The organism is Glutamicibacter protophormiae (assembly GCF_014647495.1).
Classification (GTDB): domain Bacteria; phylum Actinomycetota; class Actinomycetes; order Actinomycetales; family Micrococcaceae; genus Glutamicibacter; species Glutamicibacter protophormiae.
The window spans coordinates 169681-185621 of record NZ_BMPH01000001.1; the positions used below are offsets into that span (position 1 = coordinate 169681).

The 15941-nt window shown below is 63.1% G+C and carries 15 protein-coding genes; 13 read left to right on the forward strand and 2 right to left on the reverse strand.

From position 1 onward, the window contains the following. Positions 1-2: 2 nt before the first annotated feature. The 12 genes from murC (at position 3) to nrdR (ending at position 13593) form a co-directional block, all read left to right on the forward strand. The gene (murC, locus tag IEY43_RS00780) at positions 3-1400 is read left to right on the forward strand and encodes a UDP-N-acetylmuramate--L-alanine ligase (protein ID WP_188946676.1); all 1398 of its coding nucleotides are present in this window, start codon (positions 3-5) and stop codon (positions 1398-1400) included. A 32-nt stretch (positions 1401-1432) separates the two neighbouring features. Then, entirely contained in the window at positions 1433-2167 is a 735-nt protein-coding gene (locus IEY43_RS00785; RefSeq protein WP_188946677.1) for a cell division protein FtsQ/DivIB, read from the forward strand. Positions 2168-2384: 217 nt separating this feature from the next. Beyond that, positions 2385-3566, forward strand: coding sequence for a cell division protein FtsZ (gene ftsZ / locus IEY43_RS00790; RefSeq protein WP_188946678.1), 1182 nt, complete (start codon positions 2385-2387; stop codon positions 3564-3566). Positions 3567-3586: 20 nt separating this feature from the next. Next, the gene (locus tag IEY43_RS00795; protein ID WP_188946679.1) at positions 3587-4306 is read left to right on the forward strand and encodes a purine nucleoside phosphorylase YfiH/LACC1 family protein; all 720 of its coding nucleotides are present in this window, start codon (positions 3587-3589) and stop codon (positions 4304-4306) included. Positions 4307-4432: 126 nt separating this feature from the next. Continuing rightward, positions 4433-4984, forward strand: coding sequence for a cell division protein SepF (locus tag IEY43_RS00800; protein ID WP_188946680.1), 552 nt, complete (start codon positions 4433-4435; stop codon positions 4982-4984). Positions 4985-5008: 24 nt separating this feature from the next. Further along, on the forward strand, positions 5009-5305 hold the full coding sequence (locus IEY43_RS00805) for a YggT family protein (RefSeq protein WP_188946681.1): 297 nt from the start codon (positions 5009-5011) through the stop codon (positions 5303-5305). Between the two features lie 228 nt (positions 5306-5533). Beyond that, positions 5534-6259 carry a DivIVA domain-containing protein gene (locus tag IEY43_RS00810; RefSeq protein WP_188946682.1) on the forward strand — a complete coding sequence of 242 codons (726 nt, stop codon included), beginning with the start codon at positions 5534-5536 and terminating at the stop codon, positions 6257-6259. 108 nt (positions 6260-6367) lie between these two features. Further along, positions 6368-6946, forward strand: a complete 579-nt coding sequence (lspA, locus tag IEY43_RS00815; protein WP_229777211.1) for a signal peptidase II — start codon at positions 6368-6370, stop codon at positions 6944-6946. Next, positions 6943-7890: an RluA family pseudouridine synthase gene (locus tag IEY43_RS00820; RefSeq protein WP_188946684.1), complete on the forward strand. Its 948-nt coding sequence runs from the start codon at positions 6943-6945 to the stop codon at positions 7888-7890. The genes lspA and IEY43_RS00820 overlap by 4 nt, the downstream gene beginning before the upstream one ends. A gap of 127 nt (positions 7891-8017) precedes the next feature. Continuing rightward, positions 8018-11581: a DNA polymerase III subunit alpha gene (dnaE, locus tag IEY43_RS00825; RefSeq protein ID WP_188946685.1), complete on the forward strand. Its 3564-nt coding sequence runs from the start codon at positions 8018-8020 to the stop codon at positions 11579-11581. Between the two features lie 88 nt (positions 11582-11669). Further along, positions 11670-13034: a histidinol dehydrogenase gene (gene hisD, locus IEY43_RS00830; RefSeq protein WP_188946686.1), complete on the forward strand. Its 1365-nt coding sequence runs from the start codon at positions 11670-11672 to the stop codon at positions 13032-13034. 70 nt (positions 13035-13104) lie between these two features. Beyond that, positions 13105-13593, forward strand: coding sequence for a transcriptional regulator NrdR (gene nrdR / locus IEY43_RS00835; RefSeq protein ID WP_047119477.1), 489 nt, complete (start codon positions 13105-13107; stop codon positions 13591-13593). Positions 13594-13683: 90 nt separating this feature from the next. On the opposite strand, the gene map is transcribed toward nrdR, so the two are convergent. Further along, on the reverse strand, positions 13684-14559 hold the full coding sequence (gene map / locus IEY43_RS00840; RefSeq protein WP_188946687.1) for a type I methionyl aminopeptidase: 876 nt from the start codon (positions 14557-14559) through the stop codon (positions 13684-13686). A 132-nt stretch (positions 14560-14691) separates the two neighbouring features. Between map and IEY43_RS00845 the strand changes: the two genes are divergently transcribed. Continuing rightward, positions 14692-14886, forward strand: coding sequence for an SPOR domain-containing protein (locus IEY43_RS00845; RefSeq protein WP_188946688.1), 195 nt, complete (start codon positions 14692-14694; stop codon positions 14884-14886). Positions 14887-14982: 96 nt separating this feature from the next. Here the strand turns inward: IEY43_RS00845 and panB are convergent, their stop codons facing one another. Further along, a complete protein-coding gene (gene panB, locus IEY43_RS00850; RefSeq protein WP_188946689.1) occupies positions 14983-15819 on the reverse strand; it encodes a 3-methyl-2-oxobutanoate hydroxymethyltransferase in 837 nt (278 codons plus the stop codon). Between the last annotated feature and the right edge of the window lie 122 nt (positions 15820-15941).

The following is a 15941-nucleotide window of genomic DNA, read 5'->3' on the forward strand; positions in this document are numbered from 1 at the left end:
ACATGTCGAAGCGAGCCGACGAACTCAAGGCCGAATTGGGCAAGGTACACCTCATGGGCGTCGGCGGTGTCGGCGTCTCCGCCGTAGCCAGGCTCATGCTGGACTACGGGCTGACCGTTTCGGGATCCGACGCCAAGGACCTGCCGGTCATGGACGGGCTGCGCGAACGCGGGGCGCGCATCCATGTCGGCTACGCGCCGGAGCACCTCGGCGACGCTGACACTGTGGTGATCTCCTCGATCATCAAGCCGGGCAACCCCGAATACGACGAGGCTGTGCGCCGCGGACTGCGCATCCTGCACCGTTCCGAGGGGCTGGAAGCAACCATGCGCGGGCATGACCGCGTCGTGGCCATTGCCGGAACGCACGGCAAGACCACCACCACCTCGCTGACCGCCCACATGCTCAAGACCGTCGGCGCCGCGCCGAGCTTCGCGGTGGGCGCCAACATCCCGAGCCTGGGCACCAACGCGGAACTGGGCAACGGCGGCTACTTCGTGGCCGAGGCCGACGAATCCGATGCGTCGTTCCTGAACTACCGCCCGGACGTCATTATCGTGACCAACGTCGAGGCCGACCATCTGGACCACTACGGCACCGCCGAGGCGGTGCACCAGGCCTTCGTCGATTTCGCCCAGCTGCTGCCGGAAGACGGGCTGCTGATCTGCTGCGCCGACGACCCCGGAGCCAATGAGCTTGCGCACAAGATGCGCCAGAGCCGCGGCGACCTGCGCGTGCAGACCTACGGCTTCTCCGACCACGCGGACCGCCGTCTGGGCGATGCGCGCGCCCTGGACAACGGCCGGTTCGCCGCCACCATCGAATGGGGCAGCGGCCAGGAGCACATCCTGGATCTCGCGGTGCCGGGCCAGCACAACCTGCTCAACGCCGCCGCCGCGCTCTCGGTGGGCATCGACGCCGGGGTGGACGTGGACGACGCGCTGGAAGCCCTGGCCGGCTTCAGCGGTGCTGCCCGCCGCTTCGAATTCAAGGGCGAAGCCGACGGCGTACGGGTGTACGACGACTACGCGCACCACCCCACCGAGGTCACCGCCGCGCTGAAGGCCGGCCGCGTAATGGCAGGGGAGGGCAAGCTGCACGTGCTCTTCCAGCCGCACCTGTTCTCCCGCACCAAGGAGTTCTACCGCCAGTTCGCCAGCGCGCTCTCGCTCGCTGACACCGTAACCCTGCTGGAGATCTACCCGGCGCGCGAGGAGCCCATTGAGGGCGTGAACAGCGAGCTGATCGCCGAACGCGTCGAAGTGCCTGCCCACGTGTTCACGCCGGAGGCGGCCGTGGCCCATGTGGTGGAAAACGCCGAGCCCGGCGATGTGATCATGACCGTGGGAGCCGGCGACGTCACCTATCTCGGCGGCCAGCTGCTCGACGCGCTGTCCTGAGAACCGCTCGACGAACGCAATCCGAGGAATCCATGGACGAAAAAGCCAAGGTCGTTGAACTTCCGCCCAGTCCGGAGAAGAGACGGCGCAAGATCATGCTCATCGGCGGCGCCGCCATCGTGGTGCTCAGCCTGGTCGTGGTCTTGGTGCTGAGTTTCTCCCCGGTGCTGGCCGCCAAGAAGATCGAGGTGACCGGGACCAAGCTGTTGAGTGAAAAGCAGCTGCTGGAGTCGTTGGCTCCCCTGGAAGGCACTCCGCTGCCGCGGATCTCCGAGGCCAAGGTCGAAGAGTTGCTCGGCGAGCAGCCGGCGATCGACAGCATCGTGGTTCGGGCCCAGATGCCGGACACCCTGGTGGTTGAAATCCATGAGGAAGTGCCCGTGGCGATCCTGGTGGACGGCAAAACCAACTATCTGGTTTCCGACACCGGAGGCAAGCTGAAGAAGCTCGGCGCCAAGGACAAGACCAAGCTGCCGAAGATCAAGGCCTCGGACGCGACCAAGGATCCCGAGCAGTTCAAGCTGCTGACCTCGATTCTCAGCGGTGTGGATGCCAAGGTGCTGGAACAGGTTTCCACCGCCTCGTTGACCGAAGCGGGATTCATGGAGCTTGCCCTGCCGCAGAAGCGTACACTGATTTGGGGCAACGGGGACAAGGCCGCGTTGAAAAATCAAGTCACACAGATTTTCCTGAATAACTCCAAGGACAGCGCGGAGGCGAAGAAGACCATCGACGTCTCCAACCCGGAAAATCCGGTGACCTATTAAGTACGTCAGGCTTGGGCGCGGGATGAACATTCTCAGCCGAAATTCTGGAAAGATAGTTTTGAAGTAGCGACACGCCTCGGCGGTCGTTGCACAAAGACCATACGACTCATAGCGTTCTTAATAACGATCGCTTGACAGAAACCTAACCTTCAGGCTAAGGGTGAAGGTTTCGGTTTGGGTCGGATTCATGTAGCACATCTAACAAGGGAAGCGGGACGTGGCAGCTCCACAGAACTACCTCGCGGTCATTAAAGTCGTCGGAATCGGCGGTGGCGGTGTAAACGCAGTCAATCGTATGATCGAAGTCGGTTTGAAGGGCGTTGAATTCATCGCCATCAATACCGACGCTCAAGCTCTGCTCATGAGCGATGCCGACGTCAAGTTGGATGTTGGACGTGAACTGACTCGCGGACTGGGCGCAGGCGCCAACCCAGAGGTCGGCCGTCAGGCAGCCGAGGATCACGTCGAGGAGATCGAAGACGTCCTGCGCGGCGCCGACATGGTCTTCGTCACCGCTGGCGAAGGCGGCGGCACCGGTACCGGTGGCGCTCCCGTCGTTGCCCGCATCGCACGCTCCCTGGGCGCGCTGACCATCGGTGTGGTCACCCGTCCATTCACCTTCGAAGGACGCCGCCGCGCCAACTCGGCGGAGTCCGGCATCGAGGCGCTGCGCGACGAAGTCGACACGCTGATTGTTATTCCAAACGACCGGTTGCTGTCCATCTCGGATCGCAACGTGTCGGTTCTGGATGCCTTCCGCCAGGCCGACCAGGTCCTGCTCTCCGGTGTCCAGGGCATTACCGACCTGATCACCACCTCGGGCCTGATCAACCTCGACTTCGCCGACGTCAAGTCCGTCATGCAGGGCGCAGGCTCTGCGCTCATGGGCATTGGTTCGGCCCGTGGCGAGGACCGCGCGGTCAAGGCGGCCGAATTGGCCATCGCCTCGCCGCTGCTGGAAGCCTCCATCGACGGTGCGCACGGCGTGCTGCTGTCCATTCAGGGCGGCTCGGATCTCGGCCTGTTCGAGATCAACGAAGCCGCGCGCCTTGTCCAGGAAGTCGCCCACCCGGAAGCGAACATCATCTTCGGCGCCGTCATCGACGATGCCCTGGGAGATGAAGCGCGCGTGACCGTGATCGCCGCAGGCTTCGACGAGCCGGACGTGACCAGCAAGCCGATGTCCGCACCGGCCGCATCCAGGCCAGCCGTCAGCCGTGCAGCAGAGCCAGCTGCACCTGTCGCTCCTGCTGCTCCAGCCGTCGTTCCGCCGGCCGCGCCGGTGCCTGTAGAGAAGCCTGCCGCCGAGCAGAACCCTTTCCAGGACCTGCCAGACGTTGTCGACTCGGACCTCAACGGCTCCAACGACGACCTGGATGTCCCGGACTTCCTGAAGTAAGAACAGCAGGAAGCTGAGCAGTGCTACATTTCGCGTCGAACCTCGATCCGAGTATTCAGCTGGCCTTCACATCTCAGGCCGAGGGAAACCTCGCCCTGCACGTGAACGACGATCCCCGCCGCGTGGCGGAGAATCGGGCCAGGCTGGAGGACTCGATCGGGGTTCGTCGTTTTTCCCTGAATTTCATGAATCAGGTCCATTCCGCGCGGATCCATGCCGTCGACGGCGCACAGCGCACCTCGTGGAGTGAACCGGAGGCGCCGACCTGCGATGGGCTGATCGACCCCACGGGCCTTGAACCGCTGGCCGTCATGGTCGCCGACTGCCTGCCGGTGCTTTTCGTGGGGCGCAACCCGGAGACCGGCAGCAGCCTCACCGCCGCGACCCACGCCGGACGCCGAGGGCTGCTCGACGGAATACTCTCCAAGACGGTGCAGCAGCTGCGCTCCCACGGAGCGGTGCAGATCGAAGCGGTCATTGGCCCTTCCATCTGCGGCAACTGCTACGAAGTGCCGCTGCAGATGGCCGAGGAATCGGAACGGCAGCGACCCGGCATCCGCAGCAAGACCTCCTGGGGAACCGACGCCCTGGATCTTCCGGCTTCCGCGGCCCGGGAGCTTGAGCTGTTGGATGTCCACGTCCGTCTCTGCGGAGTCTGCACTTTGGAAGACGAGCGATTTTTTTCATACCGCAGATCTACTGAGTCGGGCCGTCTGGCGGGACTCGTTTGGCGCGGGTAACACCCGTGTGCGACACACCGGTGAGAAAATCAAGAATGAACATTGCTACCTGAATTCTGTGCGGTAGCGTCGAAGTAGCGGAATCATGCATGGGGTGCATGAACGGGACAAACTAGGAGAATTATCGTGGCTGACGGACTGCGCAAGGCAATGGTCTATCTCGGCTTGGCGGACGCCGTCGAGCACGAAGAGGCTGTGGTAGAGAAGTCAGAGCCGAAGCCTCAGGTGCGCGTCGTCGAAGACCCTGCTCCGAAGCGTCCCGCTGAATCCCCGCGCCCGCAGCCAGTCGTTCGCGCTGCCGCTCCGCAACCAATTGCCACAGAACCGGATGCCGAATACCGTGCACCGGTGACCCCCATCAAGCGTGCCCCTTCAGTGAGGGATGAGGATTCCGAATTGCGTCAGATTACAACCGTGCACCCTCGTTCTTACAACGATGCCAAAATCATCGGTGAGAACTTCCGTGACGGCATTCCGGTGATTATGAACGTCACCGACATGGGTGAAACCGACGCCAAGCGTTTGGTGGACTTCTCCGCCGGCCTCGTTTTCGCGCTGCACGGATCGATCGAGCGAGTCACCAACAAGGTGTTCTTGCTCTCGCCGTCCACCGTTGAGGTGTTGGGTGAGGACCGCAAGCAGTCCGAAGCCCAGGCTACCTTCTTCAACCAGAGCTAAGACGCCAGGAGCGAGCGCACAAAAATGGTGTTCGGGATTATTTATCTCGCATTGGCGATCCTGCAAATTCTGCTTCTGATGCGAATTGTGCTGGATATAACTGAAAACTTTGCCCGCCACTGGCGTCCCAAGGGCATCGCGCTGGTCGTTGCGTCGGTCGTCGTGTCGATCACGGACCCGCCGCTGCGGTGGCTTCGAGGGAAGATCAAGCCGCTGGATCTGGGTGGAATCCGCCTTGACCTGTCTTTTTTGATCTTCTTTATCGTCGTCATGATCGCGAAGGTAATCATCGGCAATCTGGGGGCGAACACAGGTATCTGAGTAGGAGTTTCTCCTTCAGCAAAAGGATTGTAGGCTCAGCGCTTACAAGGTAGATTCAAAGAAAAAGAGACTCGGGTGAAGACCCGATTTCGTGTTTAGTGTCCAAATCGTTATATCCTTTAGGAAATAGTGCTCCGACTTCACCGGTCGCGACACTGAAGAACGGTAAGTGTTTCGCAGGGCCAATCGAAGGCCTTGCGAAAATGATCCCAGCATTGAGGTGACCCAATGGCTTTGACGCCAGAAGACGTAGTCAATAAGCGCTTTCAGCCGACCAAGTTCCGTGAAGGCTACGACCAGGACGAGGTAGATGACTTCCTCGACGAGATCGTGGTGGAGCTGCGTCGCCTAACCGGTGAAAACGAAACTCTCCGCCGCCGTCTGAGCGAACTTGGCGAAGACGCGAACGTTGTAGCCAAGGAACAGTCTGTTCCGGCCCCAGTTTCCGCTGCTCCGGCTGCCAAGCCGGCAGAGGAAAAGAAGGCTGAAGCCAAGCCTGCCGAAGAAGCCAAGGCTACTCCGGCCCCAGCTGCCAAGCCGGCAGAGGAGAAGAAGGTCGAAGCGGCTCCTGCCGCCAAGCCTGCGGAGAAGAAGGTCGAAGCAGCTCCAGTTGCAGCGCCGGCCGTCGCTCCTTCCGCCGAATCGGCTGCCAACGTTCTGGCCATGGCCCAGCGCCTGCACGACGAATACGTCGCATCAGGTGTTGAGCAGCGCGACAAGATCATCTCCGACGCCAAGACCGAGGCAAACTCCCTGGTCACCTCGGCCGAAGAGAAGAGCCGCAAGACCCTGTCTGCCCTGGAGCAGCAGAAGTCTGTCCTCGAGCGCAAGCTTGAGCAGCTGCGTGGCTTCGAGCGCGACTACCGTGCTCGCCTGAAGACCTACATCGAAGGACAGCTGCGCGACCTCGAGTCGCAGGGTTCGATCGATGGCGCAGCAGGCAAGGCCAACTAACTGCTTGCAGTTCAACGCTTGAACTGGCCATAAAGTAAGATCATCGGTGGTGCCCGGATTCTGTCCGGCACCACCGATGACGTTTAAAAGGAATTAATGGGTAACACCGTGAGTGAACCACAAGCGGGCAGCGCCGCCGCAAAGGCCAAACGCTACACCGGACTCGGCTTGATCATCGCCCTGATTGCCCTGGTCCTTGACCAGGGTGTGAAGCTCTGGGTCGAAAACAATATGAAGCTGGGCGAGTCTTTTGAGGTGATTCCCGGGTTCTTCGATATCCACTACATCCTCAACCCGGGTGCCGCCTTCTCCATGGGCGAGAACTTCACCGTCGTGTTCACCATCCTTCAGGCCACCGTCGCCGTGGTCGTCACCTACCTTCTGTTCCGACGGGTCAAGATCCGCAGCTGGGCGATCGTGCTAGGCTGCCTGCTGGGCGGGGTGCTCGGAAACTTGGGCGACCGGCTGTTCCGCGAACCGGCCTTCGGCTTCGGCCACGTGGTGGACATGTTCTCGGTGACGAACTTTGCGATCTTCAACGTCGCCGATTCGTTCATCGTCTGCTCCATGATCGTGGTCGCATACATGCTCATCCGCGGCATCAACCTGGACGGCACCATTGGGGACAAGCCCAAGGACGGGGAATCCGCAGGCGACGGCGACGATCCGCAGAAGCCTGCGGCATGACCCCCGCCGTAGACGCAGCGCACCACGAGCTGTCGGTTCAGGATGCCGACGCCGGCTCCCGGCTGGACGCGTACCTGGCTCGCGTCCTGCAGATCCCGCGCACCCTGGCCTCGAGCCTGTGCAAGGACTCCCACGTGAAGGTCAACGGGAAAACTATTGCCAAGTCACTCAAGCTCAAAGCGGGGGATCAGCTGTCGGTGACCATACCGGCCCAGGCCGACCCGCTGGAAATCAGGGTAGAAGCCGTGGAAGATCTGAAGATCATCGCCGACGATGACGACTATGTCGTGATCGACAAGCCGGTGGGCGTCGCGGCCCACCCGTCGCCGGGCTGGGTCGGCCCCACCGTCGTCGGCGCACTGATGGCCGAGGGCTACACGATCTCGACCTCCGGTGCTTCCGAGCGCCAGGGCATCGTGCACCGGCTCGACGTGGGCACCAGCGGCCTGATGGTGGTCGCGAAGTCCGAACGCGCCTACAGCGCACTGAAGCGCGCCTTCAAGGAGCGTACGCCGAAGAAGATCTACCATGCGGTCGTCCAGGGCCTGCCCGATCCGCTGGAGGGGACTATCGACGCACCCATCGGCAGGCATCCGGGCCACGATTGGAAGTTTGCCGTCCTCGATGGCGGACGCAACTCGGTCACCCACTACAAGGTCATCGAGGCCTTCGGCCGAGCCAGCCTGGTTGAGGTGCATCTGGAAACCGGGCGCACCCACCAGATCCGTGTGCATTTCTCCGCGTTCGGGCACCCCTGCGCCGGAGACCAGACCTACGGGGCCGACCCGAAGCTGGGGGCGGCGCTGGGCCTGACCAGGCAGTGGCTGCACGCCAAACGACTTGGATTCGAGCACCCCGTGACCGGGCAGTGGATGGAATACGAAAGCGAATACCCCTCGGACTTGTCCGGGGCACTGGAGCTCCTGCGCGAGGGGACTTACTAGCAGCAGGAGACCCCCGCGCTCATGGCAGGGCTGCAGCCGCCTGGAATATTTTCCCGGCGGCTGTATCTCTTCCCACACCTGGTTCGGGGTCGAGGACTTCCGCGCCGGCTGTCGCTAGACTGGATTGGTGAGCGCGACACGTGACGGATTTGTCCATCTTCATACACACACCGAATACTCCATGCTGGACGGGGCGGCCAGACTAGGCGAACTCTTCGCCGAGGCCAACCGCCAGGGCATGGAGGCCATGGCCATCACCGACCATGGCTACCTCTTCGGAGCCTTCGACTTTTGGCGCCAGGCTACCGGTGCAGGCATCAAGCCGATCATCGGCGTGGAAGCCTATGTCACCCCCGGCACCCACCGCACCGACAAGACGCGCGTCAAGTGGCGTACCGAGGAGCGCCAGAAAGGCGACGACGTTTCGGGCGGCGGCCTCTACAACCACATGACCTTGCTTTCATACAACAACAAGGGCATGGACAACCTCTTCAAGGGCTCCTCGCGCGCCTCGCTGGACTCCGTCTTCGGCAAGTACCCGCGCTGGGACCGCGAGCTGCTCAGCGACCACCACGAGGGCCTGATCGCCACTACCGGCTGCCCTTCGGGGGAGGTGCAGACCAAGCTTCGCCTCGGCCAATACGACGCAGCCAAGGCCGCAGCCGCCGAATTCCAGGACCTGTTCGGCAAGGACAACTACTACTGCGAGATCATGGACCACGGCCTGGAGATCGAACGCCGCATCACCAAGGACCTGCTGCGACTGGCCAGGGAACTGGCCATTCCGCTGGTCGCCACCAATGACTTGCACTACACCCACGAGGCCGACGCCAAGGCCCACGAAGCGTTGCTGGCCATCAACTCCGGTTCCACACTGGATGAACCGACCTACGACCAGGGCGGCAGCCGCTTCGCTTTCAGCGGCACCGGCTATTACCTCAAGAGCGCGCGCGAAATGCGCGAGCTTTTCAAGGAATTCCCCGAGGCATGCGACAACACGCTGGAAATCGCGGACCGCGTGGATCTGACCTTCGACACCAACGCCAACTACATGCCGAAGTTCCCCTGCCCGCCCGGCGAGGACGAGACCAGCTGGCTGATCAAGGAAGTCGACAAGGGCCTGCACTACCGCTACCCCAACGGGATCCCTGAGGCTTCTCGCAAGCAGGCGGATTTTGAACTCGACGTCATCATCAAGATGGGTTTCCCCGGCTACTTCCTGGTCGTGGCGGACTTCATCAACTGGTCCAAGGACCACGGCATCCGTGTCGGTCCGGGACGCGGTTCCGGCGCGGGCTCCATGGTTGCCTACGCCATGCGCATCACCGACCTCGACCCACTGGTCCATGGGCTGATCTTCGAGCGCTTCCTGAACCCGGAACGTGTTTCCATGCCCGACTTCGACGTCGACTTCGATGATCGCCGCCGCTCGGAAGTCATTAAATACGTGACCGAGAAGTACGGCGATGAACGCGTATCCATGATCGTGACCTACGGCTCCATCAAGACCAAGCAGGCGCTGAAGGATTCCTCGCGCGTGCTGGGCTACCCCTTCTCCATGGGGGAGTCCCTCACCAAGGCGCTGCCGCCTGCGGTGATGGCCAAGGACATTCCGCTCAACGACATCGAGAACCCGGACTCCAAGCGCTACTCAGAGGCCGGGGACTTCCGCAACCTCGTGGCCAACGACCCCGAAGCCAAACGCGTCTTCGAAACCGCCAAGGGCCTGGAAGGCCTGAAGCGCCAGTGGGGTGTGCACGCCGCCGGCGTGATCATGAGCTCGGATCCGATCATCGATGTTGTCCCGATCATGCGGCGCATCCAGGACGGCCAGGTCATCACCCAGTTCGATTACCCGACCTGTGAAGGCCTGGGGCTGATCAAGATGGACTTCCTCGGCCTGCGAAACCTCACGATCATCTCCGACGCGCTGGCGAACGTGAAGGCCAACAAGGGGGTGGAACTCGACCTGGAGACCCTGCCCCTGGACGATGCGGCCACCTACCAGCTGCTGGCCCGCGGCGACACCCTGGGAGTGTTCCAGCTCGATGGCGGTCCGATGCGCTCGCTGCTGAAGATGATGCGACCGGATAACTTCGAAGACATTTCCGCGGTGCTCGCGCTGTACCGCCCGGGCCCCATGGGCGCCAACTCGCACACCAACTACGCGCTGCGCAAAAACAAGCTGCAGGAAGAAACTCCCATCCACCCGACGCTTGAAGAACCGCTGCGGGAAATCCTGGGCGGCACCTTCGGCTTGATCGTGTACCAAGAGCAGGTCATGTCCATCGCGCAGAAGCTGGCCGGCTTCTCGCTGGGGCAGGCAGACATCCTGCGCCGTGCCATGGGCAAGAAAAAGAAATCGGAACTGGACAAGCAGTTCGCCGGCTTCTCGAAGGGCATGACCGACAACGGCTTCACAATGGAGGCCGTGCAGGCCCTGTGGGACATCCTGCTGCCCTTCTCCGACTATGCGTTCAACAAGGCCCACTCTGCGGCCTACGGCGTGGTGTCCTACTGGACCGCGTACCTCAAGGAGCACTACACGGCCGAATACATGGCCGCGCTGCTGACCTCGGTGGGCGATGACAAGGACAAGCTGGCGCTGTACCTGAACGAGTGCCGCCACCTGGGCATCACCGTGCTGCCGCCGGACGTCAACGAATCGGCCTTGACCTTCACCCCAGTGGGCAAGGACATCCGCTTCGGCATGGGCGCGATCCGCAACGTCGGCTCCAACGTCGTGGACGGCATGGTGCAGGCACGCAAGGAAAAGGGCGCCTACACCGACTTCAGCGACTTCTTGAACAAGGTCCCGGCGGTGGTCTGCAACAAGCGCACCATCGAATCCCTGATCAAGGCCGGCGCCTTCGACTCCATGGGCCACCCGCGCCGTGCGCTCGTTGCCATCCACGAAGAAGCCGTGGACTCGGTCATCCAGCTCAAGCGCAACGAGGCGGCCAACCAGTTCGACCTGTTCAGCGCGCTGGATCCCTCCGAAGCCTCGGACGCCATGACCGTCGCGGTTCCGGACCTGCCGGACTGGGACAAGAAGGAAAAACTGGCCTACGAGCGCGACATGCTCGGACTCTACGTCTCCGACCACCCGCTGCAGGGCCTGGGCTCGGCGCTGGAACAGTACGCGGACATGTCCGTGACCCACGTACTCTCCGACGACGGGCCGCAGGACGGCCACATCATCTCCATAGCCGGCATGATCTCCGGCCTGCAGCGGCGCATCGCCAAGAAGAGCGGCAACCCCTATGCGCGCTGCGAGGTGGAGGACCTTTCCGGCTCCATGGAGGTCATGTTCTTCGGGCAGGCCTACCAGCCGATCGCCGAGGTGCTGGCCGATGACCTGATCGTGGTCATCAAGGGGCGCGTGCAGCGCCGTGACGACGGATCCATCACCCTGAACGCCCAGGAGATGATGATCCCCGAGCTGTCCGAGGACGCCAACGGCGGCCCGGTGGTCATCGGCATTCCGACCCACAAGGCCACCGAATCCCTGGTGCAGAAGCTCGGCGACGTGCTGCGCACCCACAGCGGCAATACCGAGGTCCGGGTGAAGCTCACCGGCAGCCGCGGCACCTCGCTGATGCGCCTGGGCATGAACTTCCGGGTGAACCCGAACCCCGCGCTGTTCGGCGACCTGAAGGTTCTGCTCGGCCCCAACTGCCTGGACGTGTAGCCCTCCGGCACGCCGGCGCGCAACAGCAGATGACCGGGCGAGGTAACCAATGGGTGCCGCGCCCGGTCATCGGCGTTAAAATGGGTTCGTGACTTCCAATCCAGTATCCGTCTTTTCCGAACTCGCAACCCTCGACTGGCGTACCGAGGACTTCAGCTACGCCCAGCTCAAGGCCAACCTGCCGCGCCCTGCCGTGAACTCGCAGACCGCCGCCGAAACCGTGCAGCAGATCATCGACGACGTACGCTCCCATGGCATGGCCACGCTCAGGGACCTGGCCCGGCGATTCGACCAGGTGGAACTGGACCATACACGCGTTCCCCAAGCCGAACTGGTCAAGGCGCTGGCCGACCTGGATCCGAAGGTCCGCCAGGCGCTGGAGGAATCGATCTCGCGCGCCCGGCGCTTCGCCGCCGCGCAGGTGCCCTCCGATGCCGTGGCGGACTACAGCAATGGCGGAACCGTCACCCAGCGCTGGGTGCCGGTGCGACGGGTGGGCCTCTACGTCCCGGGCGGGCTGGCGGTCTACCCGTCCTCCGTCATCATGAACGCCGTCCCAGCCCAGGCCGCGGGCGTGCAGTCCCTGGCCCTGGCCAGTCCTCCGCAGAAGGAATTCGGCGGACTGCCGCACCCGACCATCCTGGCCGCCGCGAAGCTGCTGGGCATCGAAGAGGTGCACGCCATGGGCGGCGCCCAGGCCGTGGCGGCCTTCGCCTACGGAGTGGACATGCCTGATGATGCACGCGGCGGCATCGAGCCGGTCGACGTGATCTCCGGCCCCGGCAACGTCTTCGTTGCCACCGCCAAGCGCCTGGTCAAGGGCGTGGTAGGCATCGACGCCGAGGCCGGCCCCACCGAGATCGCGATCCTGGCCGACGGCACCGCCAAGGCCGACTTCGTCGCCGCCGACATGATCTCCCAGGCCGAGCACGACGCCAACGCCGCCGCGGTGCTGGTGACCGATTCGCCGGCGCTGGCCGAGGCCGTGCGAGGCGAGCTCGAGGTCCAGGTCGCCGCCACCAAGCACAACGAACGCGTCCGCCAGGCGCTGACCGGGAGCCAATCCGCGATCATCCTGGTCAAGGACCTGGACCAGGGGGTTGAGGTCTGCAACGCCTACGCGGCCGAGCACCTGGAAATCATGACCGCCAACGCCGCGCAGGACGCCGCCCGCATCACCGCCGCCGGAGCGATTTTCGTGGGCGACTACGCCCCGGTATCGCTGGGCGACTACTGCGCGGGATCCAACCACGTGCTGCCGACCAGCGGCACCGCGCTGCATGCCTCGGGGCTCAACGTGAACACCTTCCTGAAGGCCGTCCAGGTCATCAGCTATGGCAAGTCGGCGCTGGGCGACGTCGCCGCGCATGTCATCAATTTGGCCAATGCGGAGGATCTTCCGGCCCACGGCGACGCGGTCGCGGTGCGAAATGCGCACAAAGCGCTAAACTAATACATGACATGTGAGGATTCCGGGCGTTATGCCGTCCGGAATCCCGATTTAGCAATGAGTTGGAGGTGCCATGAACTGCCCTTATTGCCGCAACCCCGATTCGCGTGTGGTCGATAGCCGAGTTGCCGATGATGGCGTCTCCATCCGTCGGCGTCGCCAGTGCACCGCGTGCTCCCGGCGTTTCACCACGATCGAGACCGCGAGCTTGAGCGTCTTGAAGCAGTCCGGAGCGGTCGAACCGTTCTCCCGCAACAAGGTGATCAACGGCGTGCGCAAGGCCTGCCAGGGCCGGCCGGTCACGGACCACGATCTGGCGATCCTGGCCCAGGAAGTCGAAGAGGCCGTGCGCACCTCCGGCGCCGCGGAGATCCCGGCCCACCAGGTGGGCCTGGCAATCCTGGACCCGCTCTCGCGCCTGGACGAGGTGGCCTACCTGCGTTTTGCCAGCGTCTACCACAATTTCCAGTCGCTGCAGGATTTCGAGGCGGCCATGGAGAAGCTGCGCGAACAGCGAGGCAAGGCCCCGCAGGGGACCCAGCGTCCGCTGACTGCAGACTGATCCTTCGGGATACGCCAGAAGGCGTTGGCCGGACCCTTCCGGGGCCGGCCAACGCCTTCGCTGTTTTTGGCGCCGCTGCGGCGCGAGGCCTTAGGGCAGGGTCAGGATCTCTGCGCCCGAGTCGGTGACCAGCAGGGTGTGCTCGAACTGTGCGGTGCGCTTCTTGTCGCGGGTGGTGACGGTCCAGTCGTCGCTCCACATGTCCCATTCCACGGTGCCCAGGGTGAGCATCGGCTCGATGGTGAAGACCATACCCGCCTCGATCAGCGTGTTGTATCCGGGGGCGGCATCGTAGTGGGGGATGATCAAACCCGAGTGGAAGGCCTCTCCCACGCCGTGGCCGGTGAAGTCGCGGACCACGCCGTAGCCGAAGCGCTTGGCGTAGCTTTCGATGGTGCGCCCGATGACGTTGATCTCGCGGCCCGGCATGACCGCCTTGACGGCGCGCTTGAGCGAGTTCTCGGTGCGTTCGACCAGCAGGCGGGATTCCTCGTCCACGTCGCCCACCAGGAAGGTCGCGTTGTTGTCGCCATGCACCCCGCCGATGAAGGCGGTGATGTCGATGTTGATGATGTCCCCGTCCTGCAGGACGGTGGAGTCCGGGATGCCGTGGCAGATCACTTCATTCAGCGAGGTGCACAGGGATTTCGGGAAGCCGCGGTAGCCCAGGGTGGAGGGGTAGGCGTTGTGGTCCAGGAGGAACTCGTGGCCGATGCGGTCCAGTTCGTCGGTGGTGGTGCCTGGCTGGCAGGCCTTGCCGACCTCGGCCAGCGCCTGGGCTGCAATGCGCGAGGCAATCCGGATGCGCTCGATGACCTCGGGGCTCTTGACCTCGGAAGCGGTGTTCTTGGCAGGTTCGAGCTTGCCCACGTACTCCGGACGTTCAATGTGCTTGGGTACCGGGAGCTGTGGGGAGACCACGCCCGCGGTGAGATTTCCGATTGGTGCAGTTGCAACAGTAGCCATGCACATATTCTATCGCCCGGCAGGCCCCGGTTTCGTGGATGAGCTCAGGGCACAACGCATTTCACACTGAAATCCCTCGCGGTGCGCTAGCGTTGAGGTAGGCAGACTTCAATCCACCTGAAGGAGCGGGCGATGAGCTCAGAAGGCACCCCTGGCGAGGGGCAGTACTGGTACAACGTGAACACGAAGACCATCGAGAAGGGCGCGCAGTCGGACTGGTCCCAGCTGCTCGGCCCCTACGACAGCGAGGCCGAAGCCCGCACTGCACTGGAAAAAGTGCAGGCGCGCAATGAGGCCTGGGACGCGGCAGACGAAGACGACGAATAGGCGGCCCGCCTCCGCGCATGAAAAAACCGGTGCGTGCACCCCTGCAGGGGTGCGCGCACCGGTTTGTTTGTTGCCATGGCTGCTGCCAGCCGGCTGCTATTTGTCGAACTCGTACTCGGCCGACGGGAAGGTCCCGGCCAGCACGTCCTGGTGGTAGGCGCTGACCGCACCGGAGACGATCGTGCGCAGGTCCGCGTACTTCTTGACGAACTTCGGGGTGCGGCGGCCGCCCAATCCCAGCATGTCCTGCCAGACCAGCACCTGCCCGGTCGTCGATGCCCCAGCGCCGATGCCGATCGTCGGCACCGCCAACGCCTCGTCGATCAGCTTGGCGGCAGGACTCGGGACCATTTCCATCAGGATGCAGAAGGCTCCGGCATCCTGCAGGGCCAGTGCATCGAGTTTCATGCTCTCCACCGCGTCGCCGCGGCCCTGGACGCGGTAGCCGCCCAGGGCGTGCTCGGACTGCGGGGTGAATCCCACATGCCCGATGACCGGGACCCCGGCCAAGACCATGGCGCGCACGTGGTCGGCGTAGGCGGCGGTGCCTTCCATCTTCACTGCGTGCGCATGTCCCTCCTTCATCAACCGGACGGCGGTTTCCACGGCCTGCGCCGGGGACTGCTCGTAGCTGCCGAACGGGAGGTCGGCGACAACCATGGCGCGCTTGCTTCCGTTGGCGACGGCCTTGGTGAAGATGATCATTTCGTCAATGCTGATGGGCAGCGTGGATTCGTATCCGATGACGGTATTGGCGGCGGAATCACCCACGAGCAGGATCTCGATCCCAGCTTCATCGAAAATTTCGGCCATCATGACGTCATATGCGGTTAACATGGCGAATCTTTCGCCCTGTTCCTTGGCTTGCTGCAGATGATGAACCCGGATGCGGGACGGGCCTTTTTCAGGGTTCGCTACGTATGGTTGAGGCATGAAACGACTTTATCGCACTTGGCGCAGGCGGTGCTTGCACAGCTAACGAGCTCGAAACGTTATAGTCTTGCAACAGGTCAACATAACTACGGGCCTGATGGGCACCGGACTCTAGCATTTAC